Genomic DNA, 22,696 nt, shown 5'->3' with positions numbered 1-22,696 from the left:
CCTCAGGTTAAGTGATTAAAAAACTGACTGAAAACGCGTCAGCTCAACCTGCACGGACTTCACCTGGGTGTAGCTCTGCAGCGTCATCAGGCCATTCTCACGGCCAATGCCGGAGTGCTTGTAACCCCCCCACTGGCATCTCTGCGGCTGATTCGCCCCAGGTATTAATCCAGCAGATACCTGCTTCGATCTGATGAATCACGCGGTGCGCCTTATTGAGATCCTGCGTCACCAGTCCGGCGGCCAGACCAAATTCGGTGTCATTGGCGCGGCGGATCACTTCTTCTTCACTTTCGTAGCTCAGGATCGACATGACCGGTCCGAAGATCTCTTCACGCACAATCTTCATCTCATCACGGCAGTCGGTGAATACGGTTGGTGCAACCCATGCACCCTGGTCGAAATCGCCACCGGTCAGACGTTTGCCGCCGCACAGTACGCGAGCGCCTTCAGCGATGCCGGATTCGATATAACGCATCACATTGTCGCGATGGCTGAAGCTGACCAGCGGACCAAAGTTGGTCGCCGGGTCACGCAGATCGCCTGCCTGAATGCGGGCAACGCATTCGCTGATTTTCGCCTCGAATGCGGCCTGCAGTTTTGCAGGAATAAAGACGCGGGTGCCATTGGTGCAGACCTGACCCGAGCTGTAGAAGTTCGCCATCATGGCGATGTCGGCGGCCAGATCGAGATCGGCATCATCAAAGATGATCAGCGGTGATTTACCGCCCAGTTCCATGGTGACCTCTTTCAGCGTTGAACCTGCTGCATTGGCCATCACTTTTTTGCCGCTGACGACGCCACCGGTGAAGGAGACTTTGTCGATGCCAGGATGCTCAGTGAGCAACTGACCGGTGACCGAACCGATGCCCGGCAGCACGTTGAATACGCCATCCGGCAGGCCCGCTTCGGTGTAAATTTCCGCCAGCTTCAGGGCAGTAAGCGGGGTCATTTCACTCGGTTTGAAAATCATCGCGTTACCCGCTGCCAGCGCGGGCGCGGATTTCCACAGGGCGATCTGAATCGGGTAGTTCCAGGCACCGATACCGGCTACCACGCCCAGCGGTTCGCGACGGGTGTAAACAAAGGAGGTTTCACGCAGTGGGATCTGCTGACCTTCCAGCGCCGGAACCAGACCGGCGTAATACTCCAGTACGTCTGCGCCGGTGACAATATCGACCGCTGAGGTTTCGCTGTAAGGCTTACCGGTATCGAGCATTTCCAGCTCTGCCAGCTCATCATTACGCTCACGCAGAATATCGACGGCGCGACGCAGGATGCGCGAGCGCTCCATGGCGGTCATCGCGGCCCAGACTTTCTGGCCTTTTCTGGCGGCAGCAACGGCGCGATTGACATCTTCCTGGCCGGCGGCATGAACCTCTGCCAGCACTTCGCCGTTGACCGGGTTAATCGTCTGGAACGTTTCGCCAGACGTTGCGGCAATATAAGCGCCATCGATGTAGAGTTTCTGCTCGGTGAATCGGGACATGTTTTCTCCTTCCGTTATTCGTGCTCGCCAGCCAGTTGCTGACGGATGAATTGGGTGGTCAGTGTGAGGGCGATGACCGGGTTAAATGGCTTACCGCTCAGCGCGGCGCGCAGCCACAGACCATCTATCAGGGCAGCCAGCCCGTGTGCGGCCAGACGTGCCTTCTCCAGCGGCAGTTCACGCCGGAATTCGACCACCAGCGTTGAGTAGAGCCGCCGGCTGCTGACCCGCTCCAGGCGATTAAGCTGGGGCTGATGCATGCTGCTCGACCAGAAGTCGAGCCAGGCTTTCATCACTGCCGTGTGCACCTGGGTATCATCAAAATTACCCTCAACGATGGCACACAACCGCTGTTCTGCAGAGGCACCGGCCAGCGGTTCTAACCGCGACAGTACCGCCTCTCGCAGTTGACGCGTCACATCACGCATCGTGGCTTCCAGTAAGCCGTTCTTGTCCTTGAAATAGTGACTGATGATGCCGGTGGATACCCCCGCCCGACGGGCGATCTGGGCGATAGTGGCATCATTAATCCCCACTTCATTAATCGTGCTCAGGGTCGCATCAATCAGTTGCCGACGACGTATCGGCTGCATCCCTACCTTTGGCATAGCTCCAGCTCCACCCTCAAATCGAGCCCCTATTTAAACTTTTTTTGATTGCACGTTCAATATAAAAAGAAAATTTGTTAGGATGCTGTTCTTTAAATGTAGCGAAAGCGAAACGGCAATGAGTGCTAAAATAGGCTGGTTTGCCTGAGCGATTAACAGGAAGTGACAGAACGAAACAGGGCCGCACGGCCGGAAAGCCGTGGACGGCAAGACTTATCCATTGCGTATTTTCAGGACATTAACCAGAGGTAACCGATGAATAATCCACCTGCCGGTGAAAAAGACAGACTCAATCCCGTTGTATTTTATACCTCTGCCGGATTGATTCTGACGTTTTCACTCGTGACGATTCTCTACAGTGAACTGGCCGCGAGCTGGATCCTCAAGGCGGTAAACTGGGTTTCCGCCACCTTCGGCTGGTACTACATGCTGGCTGCCACGCTCTATATTGTTTTTGTGCTCTATATGGCCTGCTCACGCTTTGGTTCGATCAAGCTCGGGCCGGAGCACTCTAAACCCGAGTTCAGCGTCCTTAGCTGGTCTGCCATGCTGTTCGCCGCCGGGATCGGTATCGACCTGATGTTCTTCTCGGTCGCCGAGCCGGTGACGCAGTATATGCAGCCGCCGGAGGGGGCAGGGCAGACGATGGAAGCGGCCCGCCAGGCGATGGTCTGGACGCTGTTCCACTACGGACTGACCGGCTGGTCAATGTATGCGTTGATGGGCATCGCGCTGGGCTACTTCAGCTATCGCTATAACCTGCCGCTCACCATCCGTTCCGCGCTCTATCCTATCTTTGGTAAACGCATCTATGGCCCGATTGGCCACACCGTAGATATCGCCGCCGTGGTCGGCACCATCTTTGGTATCGCCACCACGCTCGGCATCGGGGTCGTGCAGCTTAACTATGGCCTCAAAGTGCTGTTTGATATCCCTGAAGGCCTGACCGCGCAGGCCGCGCTGATTGTCCTCTCCGTGGTGATCGCCACCATTTCTGTCACGTCGGGCGTCGATAAAGGGATCCGTATTCTCTCTGAGCTGAACGTGATCATGGCGCTGGGCCTGATTCTGTTTGTGCTGTTCTTCGGCAACACCGAGTTCCTGCTGAATGCGCTGGTGCTGAACGTCGGGGATTACATCAATCGCTTCATGGGCATGACGCTCAATACCTTTGCCTTTGATCGTCCGACCCAGTGGATGAACAGCTGGACGCTCTTCTTCTGGGCGTGGTGGGTGGCCTGGTCGCCATTCGTCGGCCTGTTCCTGGCGCGTATTTCGCGCGGTCGTACCATCCGCGAGTTCGTGCTGGGCACGCTGATTATTCCGTTCACCTTTACGCTGTTGTGGCTGTCAGTGTTCGGTAATGCCGCGCTGTATCAGATCATTCACGGCAATACGGAGTTTGCGCAGGAAGTGATGAACCATGCGGAGCGCGGCTTCTACAGCCTGCTGGCGCAGTATCCGGCGTTTAAACTCAGCGCCTCGGTCGCGACGATCACCGGTATGCTGTTCTACGTCACCTCGGCGGATTCCGGCTCGCTGGTGCTGGGTAACTTCACCTCGCGACTGAAAGATATCAACAGTGATGCACCGAACTGGCTGCGTATCTTCTGGTCTGTGGCGATTGGGGTACTGACCCTGAGCATGCTGATGACCAACGGTATCACTGCCTTGCAGAACACCACGGTGATCATGGGGCTGCCGTTCAGCTTTGTTATCTTCTTTGTCATGGCGGGGCTGTTTAAATCCCTGAAGATTGAAGATCACCGTCGGGCCAGCGCCACGCGCGACACCGCGCCCTATCTGGCTCATGCGACCGATCGCCTGACCTGGAAGAAGCGTCTGTCGCGCCTGATGAACTACCCTGGCTCGCGTTATACCCAGCAGATGATGGAAAAAACCATCTATCCGGCGATGCAGGAAGTGGCGAAAGAGCTGGAGCTGCGGGATGGCCGGGTCACGCTTGAGAGCGTTGAGGCGGATGAAAGCAACCCGATTGGCTATCTGGATCTGCGCGTCCATCTGGGCGAGGAGCAGGACTTTATCTATCAGGTCTGGCCGCAGCAATATTCGATTCCGGGCTTTACCTATCGCGCCCGCAGCGGTAAGTCGACCTACTACCGGCTGGAAACCTTCCTGATGGAAGGCAGCCAGGGTAATGACTTAATGGATTACAGCAAAGAGCAGGTGATCATCGACATACTGGATCAGTATGAGCGACACCTGAACTTCATCCATCTCAACCGTGAAGCGCCGGGCAGCAACATCAGCTTCCCAAGCGCTTAAATCAGGGCCCGTCAGTGAGCAATTGCTGGCGGGCTTTTTTTCGCTACCGTCGTCATGAACAATACCGCTTCACCTGCCGAAATCGACTATCTTTAGGGCTTTGCTGGCCTGATGCCTGAAAAGCGTAGACAGGGAGTCATATGGGAAAAATATTCAGTACGTTTCTGCCGCTCTATACCACTACGCTTCTGATGCTGCTGGGTTCAGGTTTACTGACTACCTACGTCTCGTTACGGCTGGCCAGTGAGCAGGTTAATGGTGCGCTGATCGGCGCGATTATTGCGGCTAACTATATCGGGCTGGTGATTGGTGGCAAGGTGGGGCACAACCTGATTGCCCGCGTCGGCCATATTCGTGCCTACGTGGCCTGTGCCGGGATTATTACCGCCTCGGTTGTAGGTCACGGGCTGACGGACTTTATTCCGCTGTGGGTCTTTCTGCGCCTGATTATCGGGCTCTGCATGATGTGCCAGTACATGGTGCTGGAGAGCTGGCTCAACGATCAGGCGGAATCTTCCCAGCGCGGCATGATTTTCGGCCTCTATATGGTCGCCACCTACCTTGGACTCAGTGGCGGACAGGTGATACTGAGCCTGCAATCGGGGTTTGGCGTGAGCACGCTGCTGATTGTGGCGCTCTGTTTCGCGCTCTGTCTGGTGCCGATTGCACTGACCACCCGCACTCACGTCCGGCCCATGACACCGGCGCCGATGGAGCTGGGCTATTTTATCCGCACTATTCCCAAACTGCTCGGCACCACCCTGGTGACCGGCATGGCCATTGGCGCGTTCTATGGCCTGGCACCGGTTTATGGCAGCAGTAAAGGCTTCACCACCAGCCAGACCGGTTATTTTATGAGTCTCACGATTTTTGCCGGGCTGGTGTCGCAGTTTCCGCTAAGCTGGCTCTCTGACCGCTACGACCGCCAGCGGCTGTTATTCATTATTGCCATGCTCTTTGCCGTGGCCTGCGTGCCGCTGGTGGTGCTGCCGCATCTGACCTTCCACTGGATGATTGGTATCGCCTTTGCCGCCAGCATGATGCAGTTTGCGCTCTATCCATTGCAGGTGGCGCTGGCCAACGATCAGGTCGCCGCCGATCGCCGTGTCTCGTTAACCGCCTGTCTGCTGATGGCGTTTGGTATTGGCGCCAGTATCGGCCCGCTGGTGGTCGGTGCGCTGATGCAGCCGCTGGGCAGCAATATGCTCTATCTCTTCTTTATGCTCTGTGCGCTGGTGATTGGCGGACTGAGTTATGTGCGTGCGCCGGGTCCGCTTCCGACGACCGAAGTGCCGTTGCCGCATGTGGTGATGCCTGACAGTCTGGCGACCTCGCCACTGGGTGCCGCGCTGATCCCGACGCTGGAAGAGGAGGTGATTCATGCGTCGATGGGCGGTCAGGAGCCGGAAGAGGAGAGTGCTGAGTTCGATGACACAGCTGACGAAGAGGATTTGCCCGATGACCTTCCTGAGGATCAGCGGGACAAATAGCAGCGGCACAGCAGGATGCCATTCGCCGCTGACTGTACCGTTAAAGCAGGATGTCCGGATCTGACACACTCTTGTCCGGTTGCTGGCTCGACATTCGGGTCAGCAACCGCGAAGCTGGCACATACCGCTTTTTTAAGGAGTCACACCATGCTGGAACTTCGCCCCAATTGTGAACGCTGCGACGTTGATCTGCCGCCATCTTCTCTGGCGGCACGCATCTGCTCGTTTGAATGCACTTTCTGCGCTGACTGTGCTGAGCATCTCACTCATCTTTGCCCTAACTGCGGCGGTGAGCTGGTGCGCCGCCCGGTGCGTCCGGCAGAGAAACTGCAGAAATATCCGGCTAAAATGCGTAGCTGATCCCAAATGACTACAGATATGGTTGGGGCAGAATAGCCTGTCGCGCCTGATCGCATTATGATGTATTTCGTCCCTGACAGAGCTACCACCTTTACTGAGTGCCGGAGATAAGCGCCGGGAGGGACGTACCTTTCATCTCTCTTTAATCGCTTCGCCCGGCCTCCTTGCTCCCTTGCTCCCTTGCTCCCTTGCTCCCTTGCTCCCTTGCTCCCTTGCTCCCTTGCACCCAGCCTCCTTTGCATTCTGCTTTCCAGCGCGTCATGCCAGTACAGGGTCAGCCCTGACTATACTCTGAAGATGTTTTCAGCAGACAAAGGCCGGGTGCAGCGATGTATTACCAATCCCTGAATGGCGCAGCGTGGCGACGGATCTGGGTGGTCGGCGATCTGCATGGCTGCCGCCGCGAACTGGATTCGCTGTTGCAGCAGCATCAGTTTGACCCGCAGCAGGACTTACTGATTTCGGTAGGTGACATCATCGATCGCGGTCCCGACAGCCTGGGTTGTCTGGCGCTGCTGGAGGAGCCCTGGTTTCGCTGCGTGCGGGGGGAATCATGAGGAGATGGCGCTATCAGCATTACAGGGGCAGGAAATGGCGCTCTGGCAGATGAACGGTGGCGACTGGTTCTTTCGGCTGCGTGGTGCAGCGTTGATTGCGGCGCGTCACGCGTTGCAGCGTTGCCGTGAGCTGCCGCTGATTCTCCATCTGCAACTCGAAGAGCGAATTATTGTGATTGCTCATGCTGATTATCCGGCCCGGGAATATGCGTTGAATAAGCCACTCGACTGGCAGCAGGTGGTCTGGAGCCGTCAGCGGCTGGAGGCGATGGAGTCAGGCGAACGGGCGGGCATCCGTGGCGCAGACGCCTTTTACTTCGGACACACGCCGCTGAAACAGTCGCTGACGATTGCCAATCTGCATTACATCGATACCGGCGCAGTGTTTGGCAATCATCTGACGATGCTGCAAATAAAGTGACTCAGCGGAACAGGCGTCCGTCGCGCACAAGCTCCCGCGGATAGCTGTTCTTGATACGGCTGCCGACTTTTTTTAGCCAGCCCCAGCGGCTGCTGCTGATAAGTGACAATCATCTCATTACGGGTAGGTTCCGTTTCCGGGTAGATATCCCGGCCGCGATACCACTCTTCCGCCTCTGCTGCGGTGAGCTCAAAAGTCTGCGCCGCATCCGGTTTTGCCAGCGCAATTACCGCTTCATGCTGCCAGCGATAGCCTTTAGCAAAGGTTTCTGCCAGCTTCAGGCCGATGCGCGAGAACCGCACTTTACCCAGCAGCGGGGTGACGGCCTTCGGGAACAGCCAGATCTCTTTATCACGCTGCCACAGCTCCAGCGACGCATCCCATTTAAGAGAGACAGCGGCGGCGGCCTGGGCTATCTCACTTTCCAGCTTGCGGCTGAGGTGGGAGAAGGGCAGTTTACCCACTTTGTAGCCCGGCAGCGGTAAGGGCTCGACCGACGCGGTTTTACACAGCCGCGCAACGAAAAAGCCTTCGCTGTCGAACATCTGTGGGAAGACATGCAGATAGCCCTCGGGCGTCGCGGCCTGTCCGGCACCCTCAAACAGCCCATCGAGCGCTACAACCTCAACAGCGTCCGGATAGCGCTCCAGCAGCCAGGCAATGACCTGCTGATTCTCAATCTGATTCAGGGTACAGGTGGAATAAACCAGCGTGCCGCCGGGTTTGAGTGCATGAAAGGCACTGTCGAGCAGATCGCGCTGGGTCGCGGCGATCTCATGCGTACTTGCCAGCGTCCAGTTTTTCAGCGCATCAGCATCTTTGCGAATCACCCCTTCGCCGGAGCAGGGAGCGTCGAGCAGGATGGCGTCGAACTGTTCCGGCAGGGCTGGCCCGAAGACCCGCGCGTCAAAGTGCGTTAAGGCACTGTTGCTGACGCCGCAGCGGCTGATATTGGCGTGCAATACTTTTACCCGGCTGGAGGAGAATTCGTTAGCCAGGATAACGCCCTGATTACCCATCCGCGCAGCAATCTGGGTCGTTTTAGAACCCGGTGCCGCCGCCATATCCATCACGGCGCTGACCTCTGGCTGAGCATCAAACAGGGCAGTGACCGGCAGCATGGAGCTGGCCTCCTGAATGTAGAACAGGCCACTGAGATGCTCAGCCACGCTGCCCAGCGGCAGGCTCTCATCTTCCCGACTGATCCAGAATCCCTCTTCGCACCACGGCACCGGCGTCAGCTTCCAGTCATAATTAGCCGTCTGACTCAGAAAGTCAGCCACGCTGATCTTCAGGGTATTGACGCGAATACTGCGGCGCAGGGGTTGCTGACTGTAGGCAATAAATTGCGCGAGGCTCGCCTCATCGGGCAGGCTCTGGCGAATTAACGAGAGAAAATCGGCGGGGAAAAGCGAAGAAGCATCTGACACGGGCACATTCCAGTTAAGGCAAAGGCGGCAGTGTACCATGAGGAAAGGAAACGGGCAGCCAGGCTGCCCGTTTGAGGGAGTGAATAAGGCGTATGATCCCTGAGCCGGTGCTGACTTTAAACGCCTAAAAGGGCAGCCAGGCTGCCCGTTTGAGATAGCCTTTAGCGAGGAGACGGGATCGCCGTTCCCCAGTTACGCCAATCTTTCGGCGCTTCATCCTGCAGCAGGAAGTGTTTATCCGGATTCGCCTGTGGCGCCAGCGGCACCGTCGGCGGCGTCGCAAACTGAATGCCACCGCGAATAAACTGCTGGAAGGTCCCGGTTTTCACTACGCCACCCACCAGACCGAAGTCCAGGTTATAGCCGGATGCCAGCCAGAACACCGAGTTATTACGCACCAGATGCTGGTACTTCTTACTGATGCGCAGGGCGATCTGCACACGATCCGCCATATTACCCAATGAGGTGCCGGTCACGGTACCCACTTCCACACCACGGAACAGCACCGGCGTACCCAGCGACAGTGAACCGGCCTCAGTGGCATCAACATAAATGTTCAGGCCATTAAGGTAGCGGGAGTCGGTAATGGTGCTCTCCTGCAGCTCAAACGTGCGCGCGGCGCCACCTTTACCGGGATCCACGTTGACGTAAGGCTGCAACAGGGTTTCCAGATGATTCACGCCGGTAGCGGAAATCTCCGGTGAGACCACCGAGAAACGGCTGCCGAGACGGGCGAAATCGTTGACATACTCCGGATAGAGCACCGCTTTCGCCACCACCTGATTGTTATCTTTGCTTAACGACAGTGACTCCACCTGGCCGACATTAATACCCAGGTAACGAATCGGCATCCCGGCAGAGAGCTTGCTGGCGTCATAGGTGTGCAGCGTAATCTGGCTACCCACCGCGCGGGCGGCGGTTTCAGACGGATAGAGGACGCGTTTGGCCCCTTTGGCCGACTGCGCACCACTCATATTGTCGAAACTGATCGCGCCTTTCAGCGCGCGGTTAAGCGGCGATGCCTGCACCGTCAGGCCGCTGCCGTTAAGGCTGACGCGTGCGCCACCCTCAGCCCAGAACACGCTTTCGCTGGTCAGCAGCTTGCGATATTCCGGCTGAATATGTACCGCAATATCAAAGGCGTCAGCGCGCGGCGTGACTTTGACAATCTCACCCACCTGAAATTTGCGGTAAAGCACGACAGAGCCGGCCTGCACGTCAGGCAGACTGTTGGCGGTCAGCATCAGCGTGGTAGAAGGGCCATCGCCGGTAATGCCTTCTTCCGCTTTTTCAGCATCGGCAAACAGCGGATAGGCACTTTTTGGCTCACCCTTTTTTGCCCGGATCCAGCCGGATACCGCCATCCACCCATTCACGGGCGCTGGCACCTAATACCTGCATGCCATCAAGACCGAACTTCACATCCAGCCGACTGTTAACGATAAATTTGCTGTCGCCATGCACCAGATTGCGATTTTCAGGATTGACCGCCACCACGAAATTCACGCCATTTTCATCCAGCGTACGCGACATCACCTGACCAATCTGCATGCCGTGCAGCATCAGCGGCTGGCCCTGATCGATACCATAGCTCTCTGGCGCGCTGAGTTTTACCGTCAGCACATTGGGCTTCTGCAGCAGAGTCTCATTGGACGCCAGCACGGTGTAGTGCTGCTGCGGCTCGCCTTCACCTGGCACCAGTTCCAGCGTGTTGCCGGTCAGTAGCGCGCTGAGGCTGGTATCCGTCAGGCTGATTTTCGGACTGTGCATCTCAATGCGGGTGCCGCTGCGCATCAGACCGACAACAGAGGGATCGATGGTCAGTTCGCCGGTGACCTTGCCGCCATCCTGCAGGTTCAGTTTGGTCAGCGTGCCGACTTCCAGTCCCTGATACATCAGCGGGGTGCTGCCCGCCTTGAGATTGTTGCCGTTAGGCAGATCCAGTGTGATCTGCACGCCGCGCTGACTATGTGCCAGATCGGGGTAAAGCCGGTAATTCTGCTCAGCTTTGGCCGTTTCCGCACCCTGTGGTGAGTCAAACGCGATCGCGCCATTGACCAGCGCCGCCAGACTCTCCAGCTGCACTTTAGCCCCGCTCAGGCTGACGTCAGCATTCATGCCTGACACATTCCAGAAACGGCTGTTGGTTTTCACCAGATTGATAAAGCGACGGTCAATCAGCACATCAATCGACACGCCATCGGATTTGCTGTTAATGCTGTAGTCATAGACCCGGCCAACCGGAATTTTGCGGTAATAGACCAGCGAGCCGGTGTTGAGCGAGCCGAGATCGGGCGCATGCAGATGGATCATCAATTCGCCGGTATTCACCCGATATTTAGGCTGCGTATCCAGCGCGGTAAATGACTCGCTGGGTTTACCTTTACCTGGCATCATCCCGATGTAGTTACCACCGACCAGCGCATCCAGCCCCGACACACCCGCCAGCGAGGCTTTAGGCGTCACCAGCCAGAACTGCGTATCTTCACGCAGCGCATCGCGCATGTCGCTCTTTATGCTGGCTTTAATCTGAATGCTGCGATAATCATCACTGAGATTAATGCCCTGCACGGTGCCCACTTCCACGCCCTGATAGCGGATCGGGGTGCGACCCGGCACGATACCATCCGCCGTCTGGAAATTGATGGTGATGGTGGTGCCGCGCTCCTGATAATTGGTCCAGAGCAGCCAGCAGGCGATCAGCATCGCAATAATCGGCAGCAGCCAGAAGGGCGAAATTTTGCGCTTATTGCGCAGCGTTGCGTTAGTCGGTGTAGTCGGCGTTTCCTGTTGCATGTGCATCCCAGAGCAGGCGGCTGTCCAGCCACTCAACAGACATAATGGTCAGGATGACGGCCGCGCCAAAAAACAGCGCCGCCGGTCCCATGGTAAAAGCCAGCAGCTGATCACGGTTGACCAGCGACATGGTTAACGAAATGACAAACAGATCGAGCATTGACCAGCGGCCAACCCAGGTGACAAACCGCAGCAAGCGGATGCGGGTTCTCAGCCCCTGTTCACAGCGAAAATGAATGCTGATCAGCAGAGTCAGCATCACCAGCACCTTGATAAACGGCACCAGAATACTGGCGATAAAAACAATCGCCGCCACCGGAATATTGCCTTCGCCCAGCCCCAGGATGCCGGAGAAGATGGTGTCCTCACGCCGTGAGCCATTAAGATAGACCACGGAGATCGGCATCAGATTCGCGGGGATTAACAGCACAATTGATGCGATGAGCGCGGCCCAGGATTTCTGCAGGCTGTGGCGGCGTCGGAAGTCGAGCGGCGTGTGACAACGCGGGCAGCGGCCACGTTCATCGGGTATGCTGGTGTTGTGACAGTTCAGGCAGACCTGCATATCGTCACGGGCCATATTGCCAGGCGTCTGTGGGTAGAAATGCTCCCACAGCTGCTCCATATTCAGATGGATCAGTGTCAGCACGCTCAGCACCGTCAGGGCGATGTAAGCCGCCAGCCCGTAGCCAATCTCAAGCGAAGCATAGTCCTGCACTTTAATTGACGCCACGGCGATGCCGATCAGATAGATATCGAGCATCACCCACTCTTTCAGCTTCTCCAGCATCAGCAGCACGGGACGCAGGTTCATGCCGAGCCGGTGGCCGATACCGAGATAACAGATACCCGCCACCAGCGTCACCGGCGCGCCGATGGTGCAGAACGCCACCATTGAGGCCGTCAGTACATCACCCTGCTGGGTCATCTGGATGATGCCTTCCAGTACGCTGGCATTGATGCGCATGCCAAGCAGCCGGATATCTACCAGCGGCAGGGAGAAAGCAAAGGGCATTAACACAATCATGGTGGCGGCCATCGCCATAAGACGGGTCATCGGCCAGTCACGACCACTGAGAATTTCGGCGTTACAGCGTGGGCAATGTGCCGACTGATGCGATTTCACATCCGGTAAGGAAAAAAGGGTATCGCATTGCGGGCAACGCTGATAACGTGCGTGAGGCAATGTCTGGCTGATAGCGTGAATTTTCATAGGGTGATGCAATCTTCGCTCTTCAGAAGTAACAGATATCGGTCATAAAGACATTGTCTGTGTGCCTGTCTCGGGCATCACGCTTCGATCCACAGAATGCTAAGGGTATAGCAACTAACGCTATGATTCACCTTGTGGCTCTGGATATTTAAAACTTATTTTTAACGAACGGTCTTTAATGCCCCGTTCAGATGTCATTGGTAACGGTTGAATAATGAACAAAACTGCCTTTTACGCCGATTTGAATCGCGATATGCGCGCCTTACTGGCGGGAGAAACGGCGTTCCTCGCCGCGATGGGAAACTTTAGCGCGCTGCTGTACGAACGTCTCGATGGCGTGAACTGGGCAGGTTTCTACCTGCTGACGGAAGCGAATACGCTGGTGCTGGGCCCGTTCCAGGGCAAAATCGCCTGTGTGCGCATTCCGGTCGGTAAAGGTGTGTGTGGCACGGCGCTGGCAGAAGAAAAAGTGCAACGCGTAGATGATGTGCATGCCTTCCCGGGCCACATCGCCTGTGACGCTGCCAGCAATGCTGAGATTGTGATTCCTCTGAAAGTGAATGGCACTGTGGTTGGGGTGCTGGACATCGACAGCGTGGCGTACAATCGCTTTGACAGCGACGACGAATCGGGGCTGGTCACACTGACTGATGGGCTTTGTGAAGTGCTTGCGAACAGCGACTTAGAAAAATATCTGCAGCTGACGCGCAGCTAATCGACTGGATCACATGGCATTTAGCGATGTTGTCATTATAATGTCGCCTGTTCATGCCTGCGCTGGTCGGCAAACCCGTTGTAATCAGGAAATTTCATGGAAAATCAACCTAAGTTGAATAGCAGTAAAGAAGTCATCACTTTTCTGGCGGAGCGCTTTCCGCACTGCTTTAGCGCTGAAGGTGAAGCGCGTCCGCTCAAAATCGGTATCTTTCAGGATCTGGTCGAGCGTGTTCAGGGCGAAATGGGTCTGAGCAAAACACAGCTGCGTTCCGCGCTGCGTCTCTATACGTCAAGCTGGCGTTATCTGTACGGCATCAAAGCCGGTGCTATCCGTGTCGATCTCGACGGTAACGCCTGTGGCGTGCTGGATGAGCAACACGTTGAGCATGCACGCAAGCAACTGGAAGAAGCGAAAGCACGCGTCCAGGCGCAGCGTGACCAGCAGCGCGCCGCGCGTCGTGAAGCAGGCGAAAGCGAAGAGGGCGCGGCACCGCGTCGTCCACGCAAGCCCGCGGCACGTAAGCCTGCAGAAGGCGAAGCCGCGCGTAAACCGCGTCCGCAGACCACTGCACCGCGTGCGACCGCCTCACAGCATCGCAAGCCAGCCCCACGTCCGGAGCAGGAAGCCCGACCCATCACTGATACCTCAACTTTGCAACCCGGCCAGAGTATTAAAGTTAAAGCAGGCAAAAGTGCGATGGACGCTACCGTTCTTGAAGTATCAAAAGACGGCGTTCGGGTCCAGCTCGCTTCCGGCATGGCAATGATTGTGCGCGCAGAACACTTGCAGTTCTGAAACGGAGGCTAACCCCGGCATGAACACCCTTTTTAAAGTTGGACTTATTGCGGGCCTGCTATTAGCAGGCCCAACCTTCGGCGCGGAGAACATTACCCGTGCCGATCAGATTCCCCAGCTTCACGAAGATCCGCAGGATCCGACGGTCAGTGAGCGCGTAACCTCGCGCTTTACCCGTTCCCACTATCGCCAGTTCGACCTGGATCAGAACTTTTCAGCGAAAATTTTTGATCGCTATCTGAACATGCTCGACTACAGCCACAATGTGCTGCTGGCGTCAGATGTGGCGCAGTTTGCCAGCAAAAAAACCACCGTCGGCGATGAGCTGCGCAGTGGCAAGCTGGATCTCTTTTACGATATTTATAATCTGGCGCAGAAACGCCGTTTTGAGCGCTATCAATATGCGCTGACGGTGCTGGCTCGTCCGATGAATTTCAGCGGCAATGACACTATCGACATTGACCGCGCGAAAGCACCCTGGCCAAAAGATCAGTCTGAACTGAATGCGCTGTGGGATGCCAAGGTCAAATATGATCAGCTGAGTCTGAAGCTGGCGGGTAAAGATGATAACGAGATCCGCGACGTTCTGACTAAGCGTTACAACTTCGCTATCCGTCGTCTGGCCCAGAGCAACGGTGAAGATGTTTTCCAGCTGGTGATGAACGCTTTTGCCCGCGAAATCGATCCGCACACCAGCTATCTGTCGCCGCGTAACACCGAGCAGTTCAACACCGAGATGAGCCTGTCACTGGAAGGCATCGGTGCGGTTCTGCAGATGGATGACGACTATACGGTGATCAACTCGATGGTCGCAGGCGGCCCGGCCGCGAAGAGCAAAGCCATTACCGTTGGCGATCGCATCGTCGGTGTGGGTCAGCCAGGCAAGCCGATGGAAGATGTGATCGGCTGGCGTCTGGATGATGTCGTGGCAAAAATTAAAGGACCTAAGGGCAGCAAAGTGCGCCTGGAAGTTCTGCCAGCCGGTAAGGGTACTAAAACCCGTACTGTGACGCTGACGCGTGAGAAAATCCGTCTGGAAGATCGCGCGGTTAAATTGACCATCAAAAATGTCGGCAAGCAGAAAGTGGGCGTGCTCGATATTCCTGGTTTCTATGTCGGCCTCACCGACGACGTGAAAGTACAGCTGCAGAAACTGCAGAAACAGAACGTCGACAGTGTGGTAATCGATCTGCGTACCAACGGCGGTGGCGCGCTGACCGAAGCAGTCTCGCTTTCAGGTCTGTTTATTCCGAGTGGTCCGGTAGTTCAGGTACGCGACAACAATGGTCGGATTCGTGAAGACAGCGATAACGACGGCGTTGTCTACTACAAAGGACCGCTGGTGGTGCTGGTCGATCGTTTCAGCGCCTCAGCTTCTGAGATCTTTGCTGCCGCGATGCAGGATTACGGTCGCGCGGTGATTGTTGGCGAGCCAACCTTTGGTAAAGGCACCGTTCAGCAGTATCGCTCTCTGAACCGCATTTACGATCAGATGCTGCGTCCGGAGTGGCCTGCGTTAGGCTCCGTTTCTTACACCATTCAGAAGTTCTATCGCATTAACGGCGGCAGTACACAGCGTAAAGGCGTCACGCCGGATCTGCTGATGCCAACCGGCGTTGAAGCGGCTGAAACCGGTGAGAAATTTGAAGATAACGCACTGCCGTGGGACAGCATCAAAGCGGCGACCTATGTCAAAACCGGTGATGTGAAACCGCTGGTAGTGCAGCTGACTAAGCAGCATGCTGACCGCATAGCTCAGGATCGCGAGTTCCAGTACATCATGAAGGACATTGCCCGTTACAATGCCCTGAAAGATAAGCGCAACATCGTGTCGCTTAATCTCGCTCAGCGCGAGAAAGAGAACCACGAAGATGATGCGTCTCGTCTGGAGCGGATCAACGCGCGCTATCAGGCCGAAGGCAAAAAACCGCTGAAAAACCTGGATGAGTTGCCGAAAGATTATAAAGAGCCGGATCCCTATCTTGATGAGACGGTGAAGATCGCTAACGATCTTGCGCAGCTGGAGAAATCCCAGCCAGAGGCGCCAGCGGCTAAATAATCCGCTGTTGCCAGAAAAAGCACCGCTCAGCGGTGCTTTTTTTTGTACTCAGAAAAGTTTCCAGTAAGCAATGATTAGCGCTGGTGAAGGTGCCTGAAGGCTGGGCTCCTCATCAGGCGTGTCAGAATGTAAAGTTATGTCTTTTTTAGGCACTTAAACGTTAAGGTTGCTTGAAAAGCAGCCCAATGCCCATAGGATATGGATCCGCGTATAGGCGCGTGAACTACTGAGGAAGATTAACAAAAATGATGCGTATTGCTCTTTTCCTGATGACCAACCTGGCTGTGATGTTGGTATTCGGGCTGATTCTCAGCCTGACAGGGATCCAGTCAAGCAGTGTTCAGGGCCTGATGATCATGGCAGGCCTGTTTGGCTTCGGCGGTGCGTTTGTTTCACTGCTGATGTCGAAGTGGATGGCACTGCGATCGGTTGGCGGTGAAGTGATTGAACAGCCACGCAACGAAACCGAGCGCTGGCTGGTGGATACAATTGGCCGTCAGGCACAGCAGGCGGGTATTGCGATGCCACAGGTGGCGATCTATCACGCACCTGACATCAACGCCTTTGCGACTGGCGCACGGCGTAACGCCTCACTGGTTGCTGTCTCAACCGGTCTGCTGCAGAACATGAGCCGTGATGAAGCGGAAGCGGTGCTGGCACACGAAGTGTCACACATCGCCAACGGCGACATGATCACCATGACGCTGATCCAGGGTGTGGTGAACACCTTTGTGATTTTCGTTTCACGTATTCTGGCGCAGATCGCGGCGGGCTTTATGTCCGGCAACCGCGATGGTGAGGAGAGCAGCAACGGCAACCCGCTGGTCTACTTTGCGGTGTCGATGGTGCTGGAACTGGTGTTTGGTATTCTCGCCAGCATCATCACCATGTGGTTCTCGCGTCACCGTGAGTTCCATGCCGATGCCGGTTCAGCGAAGCTGGTAGGTCGTGAGAAGATGATTGCGGCGTTACAGCGCCTGAAAACCAGCTACGAACCGCAGGAGCCGAGCAGCATGATGGCGTTCTGTATCAACGGTAAAGGCAAATCGTTCAGCGAGCTGTTTATGTCGCATCCGCCGTTAGATAAGCGTATTGAAGCACTGCGTAGCGGTCAGTATCTGAAGTAGCGTTAAGCAGAGCAAAAAAAGGCGACCCTGGGTCGCCTTTTCTGTTTAGAAACCATAATCAGACTGAATCTGACAGCAATATCTTAGCCCAACATGCAGGGAACCCGGGCAGAGGAGGAAAGCGTCCCGCGCCATGGATGGTGCGGGCCGACCGTCATGGATGACAGAAGTCTTTCCGATCTGACCGGGTTCCCTGTGAAGGCTCGGCCTTACAGCGAATCGGGTCACACTCTGTCAGGTGGTCGCCTTTTCTGTTTCTGCCATCAGGCGCGGGTCTGCGTCATCCGTGACACACTGACCAGCGCGGCCACGGCGGCAAAGCTGCCCGCCAGCAGCAGCGAAGCGTGCGTCCCGCGTTCATCAAACAGATTAAACATCAGCGCGACCAGTGCAGCACCCATACTCTGGCCCAGCAGGCGCGCGGTGCCCAGCATGCCGCTGGCGCCGCCGCTGCGATGACGCGGAGCAGAGGTGACAATAGTGTGGTTGTTGGGTGACTGAAACAGTCCAAAACCGGCACCGCACAGCATCATACGCCAGATAATGTCGCCATCACCCGGGTTGGCCGGCAGCCAGGCGAGCAGAAACAGCCCCAGGGCGAACATGGCCAGCCCGATGCCGCCCAGCAGCCCGGCATGCACCCGTTCAATCAGCCGGCCGGCAATCGGCGCAAATACCATGGTTGCCAGCGGCCAGGGCGTCAGCAGTAAACCGGTTGCCACCTCATCACGCTGCAGGACGTTTTGCAGAAAGAAGGGCAGCGACACCATCGCCAGCATCTGCGCGCAGAACGAACAGACCGACGTTCCCATCGACAGGCTGAAAATCGGGATACGCAGCAGATCAACCGGCAGCAGCGGCACCGCCATGTTTAACTGACGACGAATAAAGAACCAGCCCACAACCAGCAGAGCAATGACCTCCGACAGCACCAGCAGATGACTCTGTCCCTGTGCAAACCCGCTCAGCGCAGAGATGATCAGACCAAAGAACAGGGCGTTCATGATCGCGCTGGGAACATCAAATTTCTGCGCCGTCGCTTTCTGCGGATTATCAGGCAGCGTGCGCAGCGCCAGCCAGAGCGCAATGGCACCCAGCGGGACGTTAATCAGAAACAGCCACTTCCAGCTTGCCACCGAAAGAATCGCTGCGGCGACCGTCGGGCCTGCCGCGGTTGAAACCGCCACGACCAGCGAGTTGATCGCCATGCCGCGTCCCAGATGACGCTGCGGATAGATAATGCGTATCAGCGCGGTATTCACACTCATCAGCGCTGCACCTCCTAATCCCTGCAGCACGCGGGCGAAAGTCAGCATGGTCAGGGTGGTGGAGAAGGCGCAGAACAGCGAAGTGGCAATAAACAGCGCCAGGCCCGCCTGATAGACGCGGCGATAACCCAGCATGTCGCCCAGAAAGGAGAGCGACAGCAGCGAGACGATAATCGCAATCTGATAGGCGTTCACTATCCAGATCGACTGCGCCGGGCTGGCATTCAGTTCGCGCGAGATAGTGGGCAGGGCGACATTGGCTATCGCGCCATCCAGCACCGCCATGGTCAGACCCAGCGCGATGGTGACGATTGCCATATAGCGCTGACGCGCGGGTAATCCATCCTGAGGAGGAGAGAGTGTCATAAGTTAATTACTAAAGAGGGTGAATATCATCATGCTAATGAAATTAACGCTGAAATGCAGCGATCTGACGGATAAAAAACTGTCTTTAAATATGACGTAATGGTTAAAGCATTGCTGCCTTCGTATGCCTCACTCTATACTGACAGTCCGTTCCATTTTTTTTGAAACAGGTTTAACAAGGTGCGCGATGTCCTCTGCTGAAAATGATAAACAGCCCGATTCCGTCTCTTCGGTACTTAAAGTGTTCGGCATTCTGCAGGCGCTGGGTGAAGAGCGCGATCACGGTATTACTGAGCTCGCGCAGCGCGTGATGATGTCAAAAAGCACCGTTTACCGTTTCCTGCAGACCATGAAGTCGCTGGGTTATGTCACGCAGGAAGGTGAGAGCGAGAAGTACTCACTGACACTGAAGCTGTTTGAACTGGGCGCTAAAGCGCTGCAGAACGTCGATTTAATCCGCAGTGCGGATGTGCAGATGCGTGAGCTTTCGCGTCTGACCAAAGAGACCATTCACCTGGGGGGCGCTGGAAGAGGACAGTATTGTCTACATCCACAAAATCGACTCCCTCTACAACCTGCGTATGTATTCGCGCATTGGCCGTCGTAATCCGCTGCATACCACCGCGATTGGAAAAGTTCTGCTCGCCTGGCGCGATCGCAGCGAAGTTGAGGAGATCCTGCGGGATGTCGAATTCAAACGGAGCACGGCCAATACGCTGTTAAGCGCGGAGGCGTTGATTACGGCGCTGGATCAGGTAAGAACGCAGGGCTATGGTGAAGATAACGAAGAGCAGGAAGAGGGCTTACGCTGCCTCGCTGTGCCGGTGTTTGACCGTTTTGGCGTGGTGATTGCGGGACTGAGTATCTCTTTTCCCACCATTCGCTTTTCAGAAGATGCCCGCCAGGATTACGTGGCCATGCTGCATCGGGCGGCGCGTACGCTCTCCTCAGAGATGGGCTATCACGACTATCCGTTCTGAAAACAGCGGGCCATGTGGCCCGCTGTTTTGTTAATTATCGATCACTTCTCCGCTTTTCTTCAGCAACGGACAATCAGTCACGCCCACCACGCCACTGTCAGTATGCAGATACTGCGCACTGATCACACCGCGAGCGGTCAGATAGCTGCACTGCAGGCCAAGGCCGGCGGCATTTTTAGTACTGCCGGTTAATACGCCATAGCCGGTAAACAGCATCGCCAGCCAGATCACCGCCAGCAAGCCTACCGTACGAATAAACAGTTTCATTATGTCTCCTTGTGAAAGATAACTCAGCGCTCCACCTGGTGCCGCCGGTTATGATGATATCAGCATGCCTCGCTTTTCTGGTGGGATCGATCAGAGATAACTGAAACGGCAAATTCTGCATTGATGTTAACCCCATTATCTTTTGCGATTGCGACAGGTAGAATGGGCGGTTGCCATGTTCTGGCGTTTCCACTTAGTTTTACGAGGCAGTTATGAATGAGTTAGCCGCAAATTCGGGCCCACTGGTCAGCTATGGCCTGCTGGTCATTATTTTGATTGTGGCGTTTATCGCCTGGTTCTTTGTCAACCGCGCCAGCGTGCGCGCCGGTGAGCAAATCCGCTTACTGGAATCTTTGCTGGAAGAGCAGAAGAAACAGAATCAGCTGCTGCGCCGTCTGATTGAGATGCAGCCAGGGGCAGAGAGTAAAAAAACCGATGACGAACGCGAGAAACGCGACTTTATCCGGTTGATTCCGGAACGATAATCACAGCAGAGAGGCGGGATGGTCTGGAAAAATCCGTGGTATGACAGCAGCAAAGCGCATCACACGCCCGAGGGATTCTGCAATCCTGAACCGGAACGGCGCAAGCCGGGCGATCTGCAGCGCTGGCGCAGGGAGCGCAAAGCACAGGGACTGCCGCTGCCACCGCAGCAGGGCTACAGGGCTTTCACCGAACAGTGGTGGCAGCCCGCTGATATCAGCGGCAGTGACGATCGCATCTGGTGGCTGGGACATGCCGCCGTGCTGCTGCGACTGAACCAGCAATATATCCTGATCGATCCCGCACTCTCGTCACGCGCCTCGCCACTCTCTTTTGCCGGGCCGCAGCGAAAAACGCCAGCACCGCTTAGCATCGCTGATCTGCCGCGTCTGGATGTCGTGCTTATTTCACATAACCATTACGATCATCTTGATCGGCCGACGGTTAAAGCGATCGTCCGGCGTTTTCCGCAGGCGACCTTCATTGTGCCGCTGGGCCTGGAAAAATGGTGCAGGGCGCGGGGCGTGAAACAGGTCCATCAGCTCGACTGGTGGCAACAGTTTACTGTCGGCGACCTCTGTTTTGATGCGGTGCCGGCACGTCACTGGAGTATGCGAACGCCGCGCGATCGAAACCGTTCGCTCTGGTGCGGCTGGGTCGTGCGTTCTGCCTCCGTGCGCTTCTGGTTCTCAGGCGACAGCGGCTACAGCGATAGCCTGCCGGAGATTGCTGCCCGACTCGGCCAGTTCAGCCTGGCGGCTTTGCCGATTGGCGCTTATGCACCTGAATGGTTCATGGCGGGCCAACATATGAATCCCGATCAGGCGGTGGCGCTGTGGCAGGCAGCAGGCAGGCCACTGACGCTGCCCATCCACTGGGGCGTGTTCGAACTGGCCGATGAGTCGCTTGATGCACCAACCAAAGAACTGGCGGATGCGCTGCTGCGGGCAAACGAGCAAAAGGGCGGTTTCGCACCGTGGCGAATAGGCGAAAGCCGCGGGCTGAATAAGGATACCCAGGAATTATCCTAAAACATCAGAGTTAAAACAAAAGCCCGTTTTTATTATCTGATATCAATTTTTCAAATCAAAAGTTAAATTCTTAATAAGTAAAATCGGGCTCAATGCTTTTATTTGGAGCAGGACGACTGTCTGGCTCCTGCTTTTGGTGCAAAAAAAGTGTTATCTGTACGAAATAAAAGGCGCTGTACAGGATTGAAGCCGGATTATTGATATTTTCAACTTTTCGCGCTTCGCTTATTCATTCTGTTATTGCCATATTTGTGAAATATTAATTTCTTATGGTATCCATTGGGTTAGACCCGACAACAGAGGCCGGAGAGGGGTCTGGCCGGAGAGCGTGCTTAATTTGCATCGGCATTTGTAAGCGCCACAGAACAGGCAATGTGAGCCTTCTGGCAATTATGTGCGCAGGCTGGCTGAGGCCCTTAAAAATGGCTTGCCATTGTTTTTAGGATATGTGATAACAAATCCTGAGTTAAACGAGGTACAGTTCTGTTTATGCATGGCATCTTCTGTAAAGAAGTCTGTAAAGAAGAACGAGTAAAGACGTTGACGTTGAATACCGCTTCCTTGCCGAACCTTAATTAGTGCCTCATGCAGTAATGTCTCTGGTTTTTCTGTACGACAGCCTTCGGGCTAAATAAACATCTAAAGGAATTTGCAAAATGGCAAAGATTAAAGGTCAGGTTAAGTGGTTCAACGAGTCTAAAGGTTTTGGTTTTATCACCCCTGCTGACGGTAGCAAAGATGTGTTCGTTCACTTCTCCGCTATTCAGGGCAATGGTTTCAAAACCCTGGCTGAAGGCCAGAGCGTTGAGTTCGAAATTCAGGACGGCCAGAAAGGCCCGGCAGCCGTTAACGTTACGGCTATCTGATTCAACTCCGCCTCGGTGCATTGCACCCTGACATGAAATCTCAAAGCCCTGGCTTCTCAGCCGGGGCTTTCTTTATGCTTCCGATG

Annotated in this window: 14 protein-coding genes and 5 pseudogenes; 12 read left to right on the top strand and 7 right to left on the bottom strand. The window is 55.6% G+C overall.

The features are described 5' to 3' along the window. Window positions 1-15: 15 nt before the first annotated feature. Together betB and betI are read right to left on the bottom strand one after the other, a co-directional pair. Window positions 16-1,489 (bottom strand): annotated as a pseudogene (betB, locus tag JNO11_RS11010) (betaine-aldehyde dehydrogenase). A 14-nt stretch (window positions 1,490-1,503) separates the two neighbouring features. Further along, a complete protein-coding gene (gene betI, locus JNO11_RS11005; RefSeq protein WP_010258750.1) occupies window positions 1,504-2,097 on the bottom strand; it encodes a transcriptional regulator BetI in 594 nt (197 codons plus the stop codon). A gap of 255 nt (window positions 2,098-2,352) precedes the next feature. Between betI and JNO11_RS11000 the strand changes: the two genes are divergently transcribed. From JNO11_RS11000 to JNO11_RS10985, 4 genes and pseudogenes are all read left to right on the top strand, one after another. After that, a complete protein-coding gene (locus tag JNO11_RS11000; protein ID WP_052270535.1) occupies window positions 2,353-4,383 on the top strand; it encodes a choline transporter in 2,031 nt (676 codons plus the stop codon). Window positions 4,384-4,523: 140 nt separating this feature from the next. Then, entirely contained in the window at window positions 4,524-5,873 is a 1,350-nt protein-coding gene (locus tag JNO11_RS10995; RefSeq protein ID WP_010670774.1) for an MFS transporter, read from the top strand. Between the two features lie 147 nt (window positions 5,874-6,020). Beyond that, entirely contained in the window at window positions 6,021-6,233 is a 213-nt protein-coding gene (locus JNO11_RS10990) for a DUF1272 domain-containing protein (protein WP_010258758.1), read from the top strand. Between the two features lie 329 nt (window positions 6,234-6,562). Next, window positions 6,563-7,211 (top strand): annotated as a pseudogene (locus tag JNO11_RS10985) (metallophosphoesterase). A gap of 1 nt (window position 7,212) precedes the next feature. Here the strand turns inward: JNO11_RS10985 and rsmF are convergent. The 3 genes and pseudogenes from rsmF to yebS form a co-directional block, all read right to left on the bottom strand. Further along, window positions 7,213-8,641, bottom strand: a pseudogene (gene rsmF, locus JNO11_RS10980) (16S rRNA (cytosine(1407)-C(5))-methyltransferase RsmF). Between the two features lie 161 nt (window positions 8,642-8,802). Further along, window positions 8,803-11,437, bottom strand: a pseudogene (locus JNO11_RS10975) (MlaD family protein). Further along, complete coding sequence (gene yebS / locus JNO11_RS10970) at window positions 11,406-12,650, bottom strand: membrane integrity lipid transport subunit YebS (protein ID WP_325177293.1); 1,245 nt, start codon at window positions 12,648-12,650, stop codon at window positions 11,406-11,408. Before yebS ends, JNO11_RS10975 begins: the two are co-directional and overlap by 32 nt. A gap of 214 nt (window positions 12,651-12,864) precedes the next feature. Between yebS and JNO11_RS10965 the strand changes: the two genes are divergently transcribed. The 4 genes from JNO11_RS10965 (at window position 12,865) to htpX (ending at window position 17,349) form a co-directional block, all read left to right on the top strand. Beyond that, the gene (locus JNO11_RS10965; RefSeq protein WP_033787649.1) at window positions 12,865-13,365 is read left to right on the top strand and encodes a GAF domain-containing protein; all 501 of its coding nucleotides are present in this window, start codon (window positions 12,865-12,867) and stop codon (window positions 13,363-13,365) included. 96 nt (window positions 13,366-13,461) lie between these two features. Beyond that, window positions 13,462-14,163 carry an RNA chaperone ProQ gene (gene proQ, locus JNO11_RS10960; RefSeq protein WP_010258776.1) on the top strand — a complete coding sequence of 234 codons (702 nt, stop codon included), beginning with the start codon at window positions 13,462-13,464 and terminating at the stop codon, window positions 14,161-14,163. A 19-nt stretch (window positions 14,164-14,182) separates the two neighbouring features. Next, the gene (gene prc, locus JNO11_RS10955) at window positions 14,183-16,222 is read left to right on the top strand and encodes a carboxy terminal-processing peptidase (protein WP_031591391.1); all 2,040 of its coding nucleotides are present in this window, start codon (window positions 14,183-14,185) and stop codon (window positions 16,220-16,222) included. A 245-nt stretch (window positions 16,223-16,467) separates the two neighbouring features. Then, entirely contained in the window at window positions 16,468-17,349 is an 882-nt protein-coding gene (htpX, locus tag JNO11_RS10950) for a protease HtpX (RefSeq protein ID WP_003852678.1), read from the top strand. A 263-nt stretch (window positions 17,350-17,612) separates the two neighbouring features. On the opposite strand, the gene JNO11_RS10945 is transcribed toward htpX, so the two are convergent. Further along, window positions 17,613-18,983, bottom strand: coding sequence for an MFS transporter (locus JNO11_RS10945; protein ID WP_022625538.1), 1,371 nt, complete (start codon window positions 18,981-18,983; stop codon window positions 17,613-17,615). A 187-nt stretch (window positions 18,984-19,170) separates the two neighbouring features. Here JNO11_RS10945 and kdgR point away from each other — a divergent pair. Further along, window positions 19,171-19,963 (top strand): annotated as a pseudogene (gene kdgR / locus JNO11_RS10940) (DNA-binding transcriptional regulator KdgR). A 30-nt stretch (window positions 19,964-19,993) separates the two neighbouring features. Here the strand turns inward: kdgR and JNO11_RS10935 are convergent. Beyond that, window positions 19,994-20,230 (bottom strand): YobH family protein, encoded by a 237-nt coding sequence (locus tag JNO11_RS10935; protein WP_010258788.1) that lies wholly within the window; start codon window positions 20,228-20,230, stop codon window positions 19,994-19,996. Between the two features lie 212 nt (window positions 20,231-20,442). On the opposite strand from JNO11_RS10935, the gene JNO11_RS10930 reads away from it, so the two are divergent. The 3 genes from JNO11_RS10930 (at window position 20,443) to cspE (ending at window position 22,610) form a co-directional block, all read left to right on the top strand. After that, on the top strand, window positions 20,443-20,715 hold the full coding sequence (locus tag JNO11_RS10930) for a YebO family protein (protein WP_325177292.1): 273 nt from the start codon (window positions 20,443-20,445) through the stop codon (window positions 20,713-20,715). 18 nt (window positions 20,716-20,733) lie between these two features. Then, window positions 20,734-21,744, top strand: a complete 1,011-nt coding sequence (locus JNO11_RS10925; protein ID WP_325177291.1) for an MBL fold metallo-hydrolase — start codon at window positions 20,734-20,736, stop codon at window positions 21,742-21,744. Between the two features lie 656 nt (window positions 21,745-22,400). Next, window positions 22,401-22,610: a transcription antiterminator/RNA stability regulator CspE gene (gene cspE / locus JNO11_RS10920; RefSeq protein WP_003852684.1), complete on the top strand. Its 210-nt coding sequence runs from the start codon at window positions 22,401-22,403 to the stop codon at window positions 22,608-22,610. The last annotated feature ends 86 nt before the right edge of the window (window positions 22,611-22,696 follow it).

The organism is Pantoea sp. 1B4 (assembly GCF_016925765.1).
In the GTDB taxonomy this organism is placed as follows: Bacteria; Pseudomonadota; Gammaproteobacteria; order Enterobacterales; family Enterobacteriaceae; genus Pantoea; species Pantoea agglomerans.
This window is presented reverse-complemented; position numbering and strand designations above follow the sequence as displayed.

What these genes read in the sequence shown, in the direction of transcription:
- prc (WP_031591391.1), top strand. Translation starts at nt 14,183, where the DNA reads ATGAACACCCTTTTTAAAGTTGGACTTATTGCGGGCCTGCTATTAGCA.
- JNO11_RS10930 (WP_325177292.1), top strand. Translation starts at nt 20,443, where the DNA reads ATGAATGAGTTAGCCGCAAATTCGGGCCCACTGGTCAGCTATGGCCTG.
- JNO11_RS10925 (WP_325177291.1), top strand. Translation starts at nt 20,734, where the DNA reads ATGGTCTGGAAAAATCCGTGGTATGACAGCAGCAAAGCGCATCACACG.
- JNO11_RS11000 (WP_052270535.1), top strand. Translation starts at nt 2,353, where the DNA reads ATGAATAATCCACCTGCCGGTGAAAAAGACAGACTCAATCCCGTTGTA.
- proQ (WP_010258776.1), top strand. Translation starts at nt 13,462, where the DNA reads ATGGAAAATCAACCTAAGTTGAATAGCAGTAAAGAAGTCATCACTTTT.
- JNO11_RS10965 (WP_033787649.1), top strand. Translation starts at nt 12,865, where the DNA reads ATGAACAAAACTGCCTTTTACGCCGATTTGAATCGCGATATGCGCGCC.
- yebS (WP_325177293.1), bottom strand. Translation starts at nt 12,650, where the DNA reads ATGAAAATTCACGCTATCAGCCAGACATTGCCTCACGCACGTTATCAG.
- JNO11_RS10935 (WP_010258788.1), bottom strand. Translation starts at nt 20,230, where the DNA reads ATGAAACTGTTTATTCGTACGGTAGGCTTGCTGGCGGTGATCTGGCTG.
- betI (WP_010258750.1), bottom strand. Translation starts at nt 2,097, where the DNA reads ATGCCAAAGGTAGGGATGCAGCCGATACGTCGTCGGCAACTGATTGAT.
- JNO11_RS10945 (WP_022625538.1), bottom strand. Translation starts at nt 18,983, where the DNA reads ATGACACTCTCTCCTCCTCAGGATGGATTACCCGCGCGTCAGCGCTAT.
- htpX (WP_003852678.1), top strand. Translation starts at nt 16,468, where the DNA reads ATGATGCGTATTGCTCTTTTCCTGATGACCAACCTGGCTGTGATGTTG.
- JNO11_RS10990 (WP_010258758.1), top strand. Translation starts at nt 6,021, where the DNA reads ATGCTGGAACTTCGCCCCAATTGTGAACGCTGCGACGTTGATCTGCCG.
- JNO11_RS10995 (WP_010670774.1), top strand. Translation starts at nt 4,524, where the DNA reads ATGGGAAAAATATTCAGTACGTTTCTGCCGCTCTATACCACTACGCTT.
- cspE (WP_003852684.1), top strand. Translation starts at nt 22,401, where the DNA reads ATGGCAAAGATTAAAGGTCAGGTTAAGTGGTTCAACGAGTCTAAAGGT.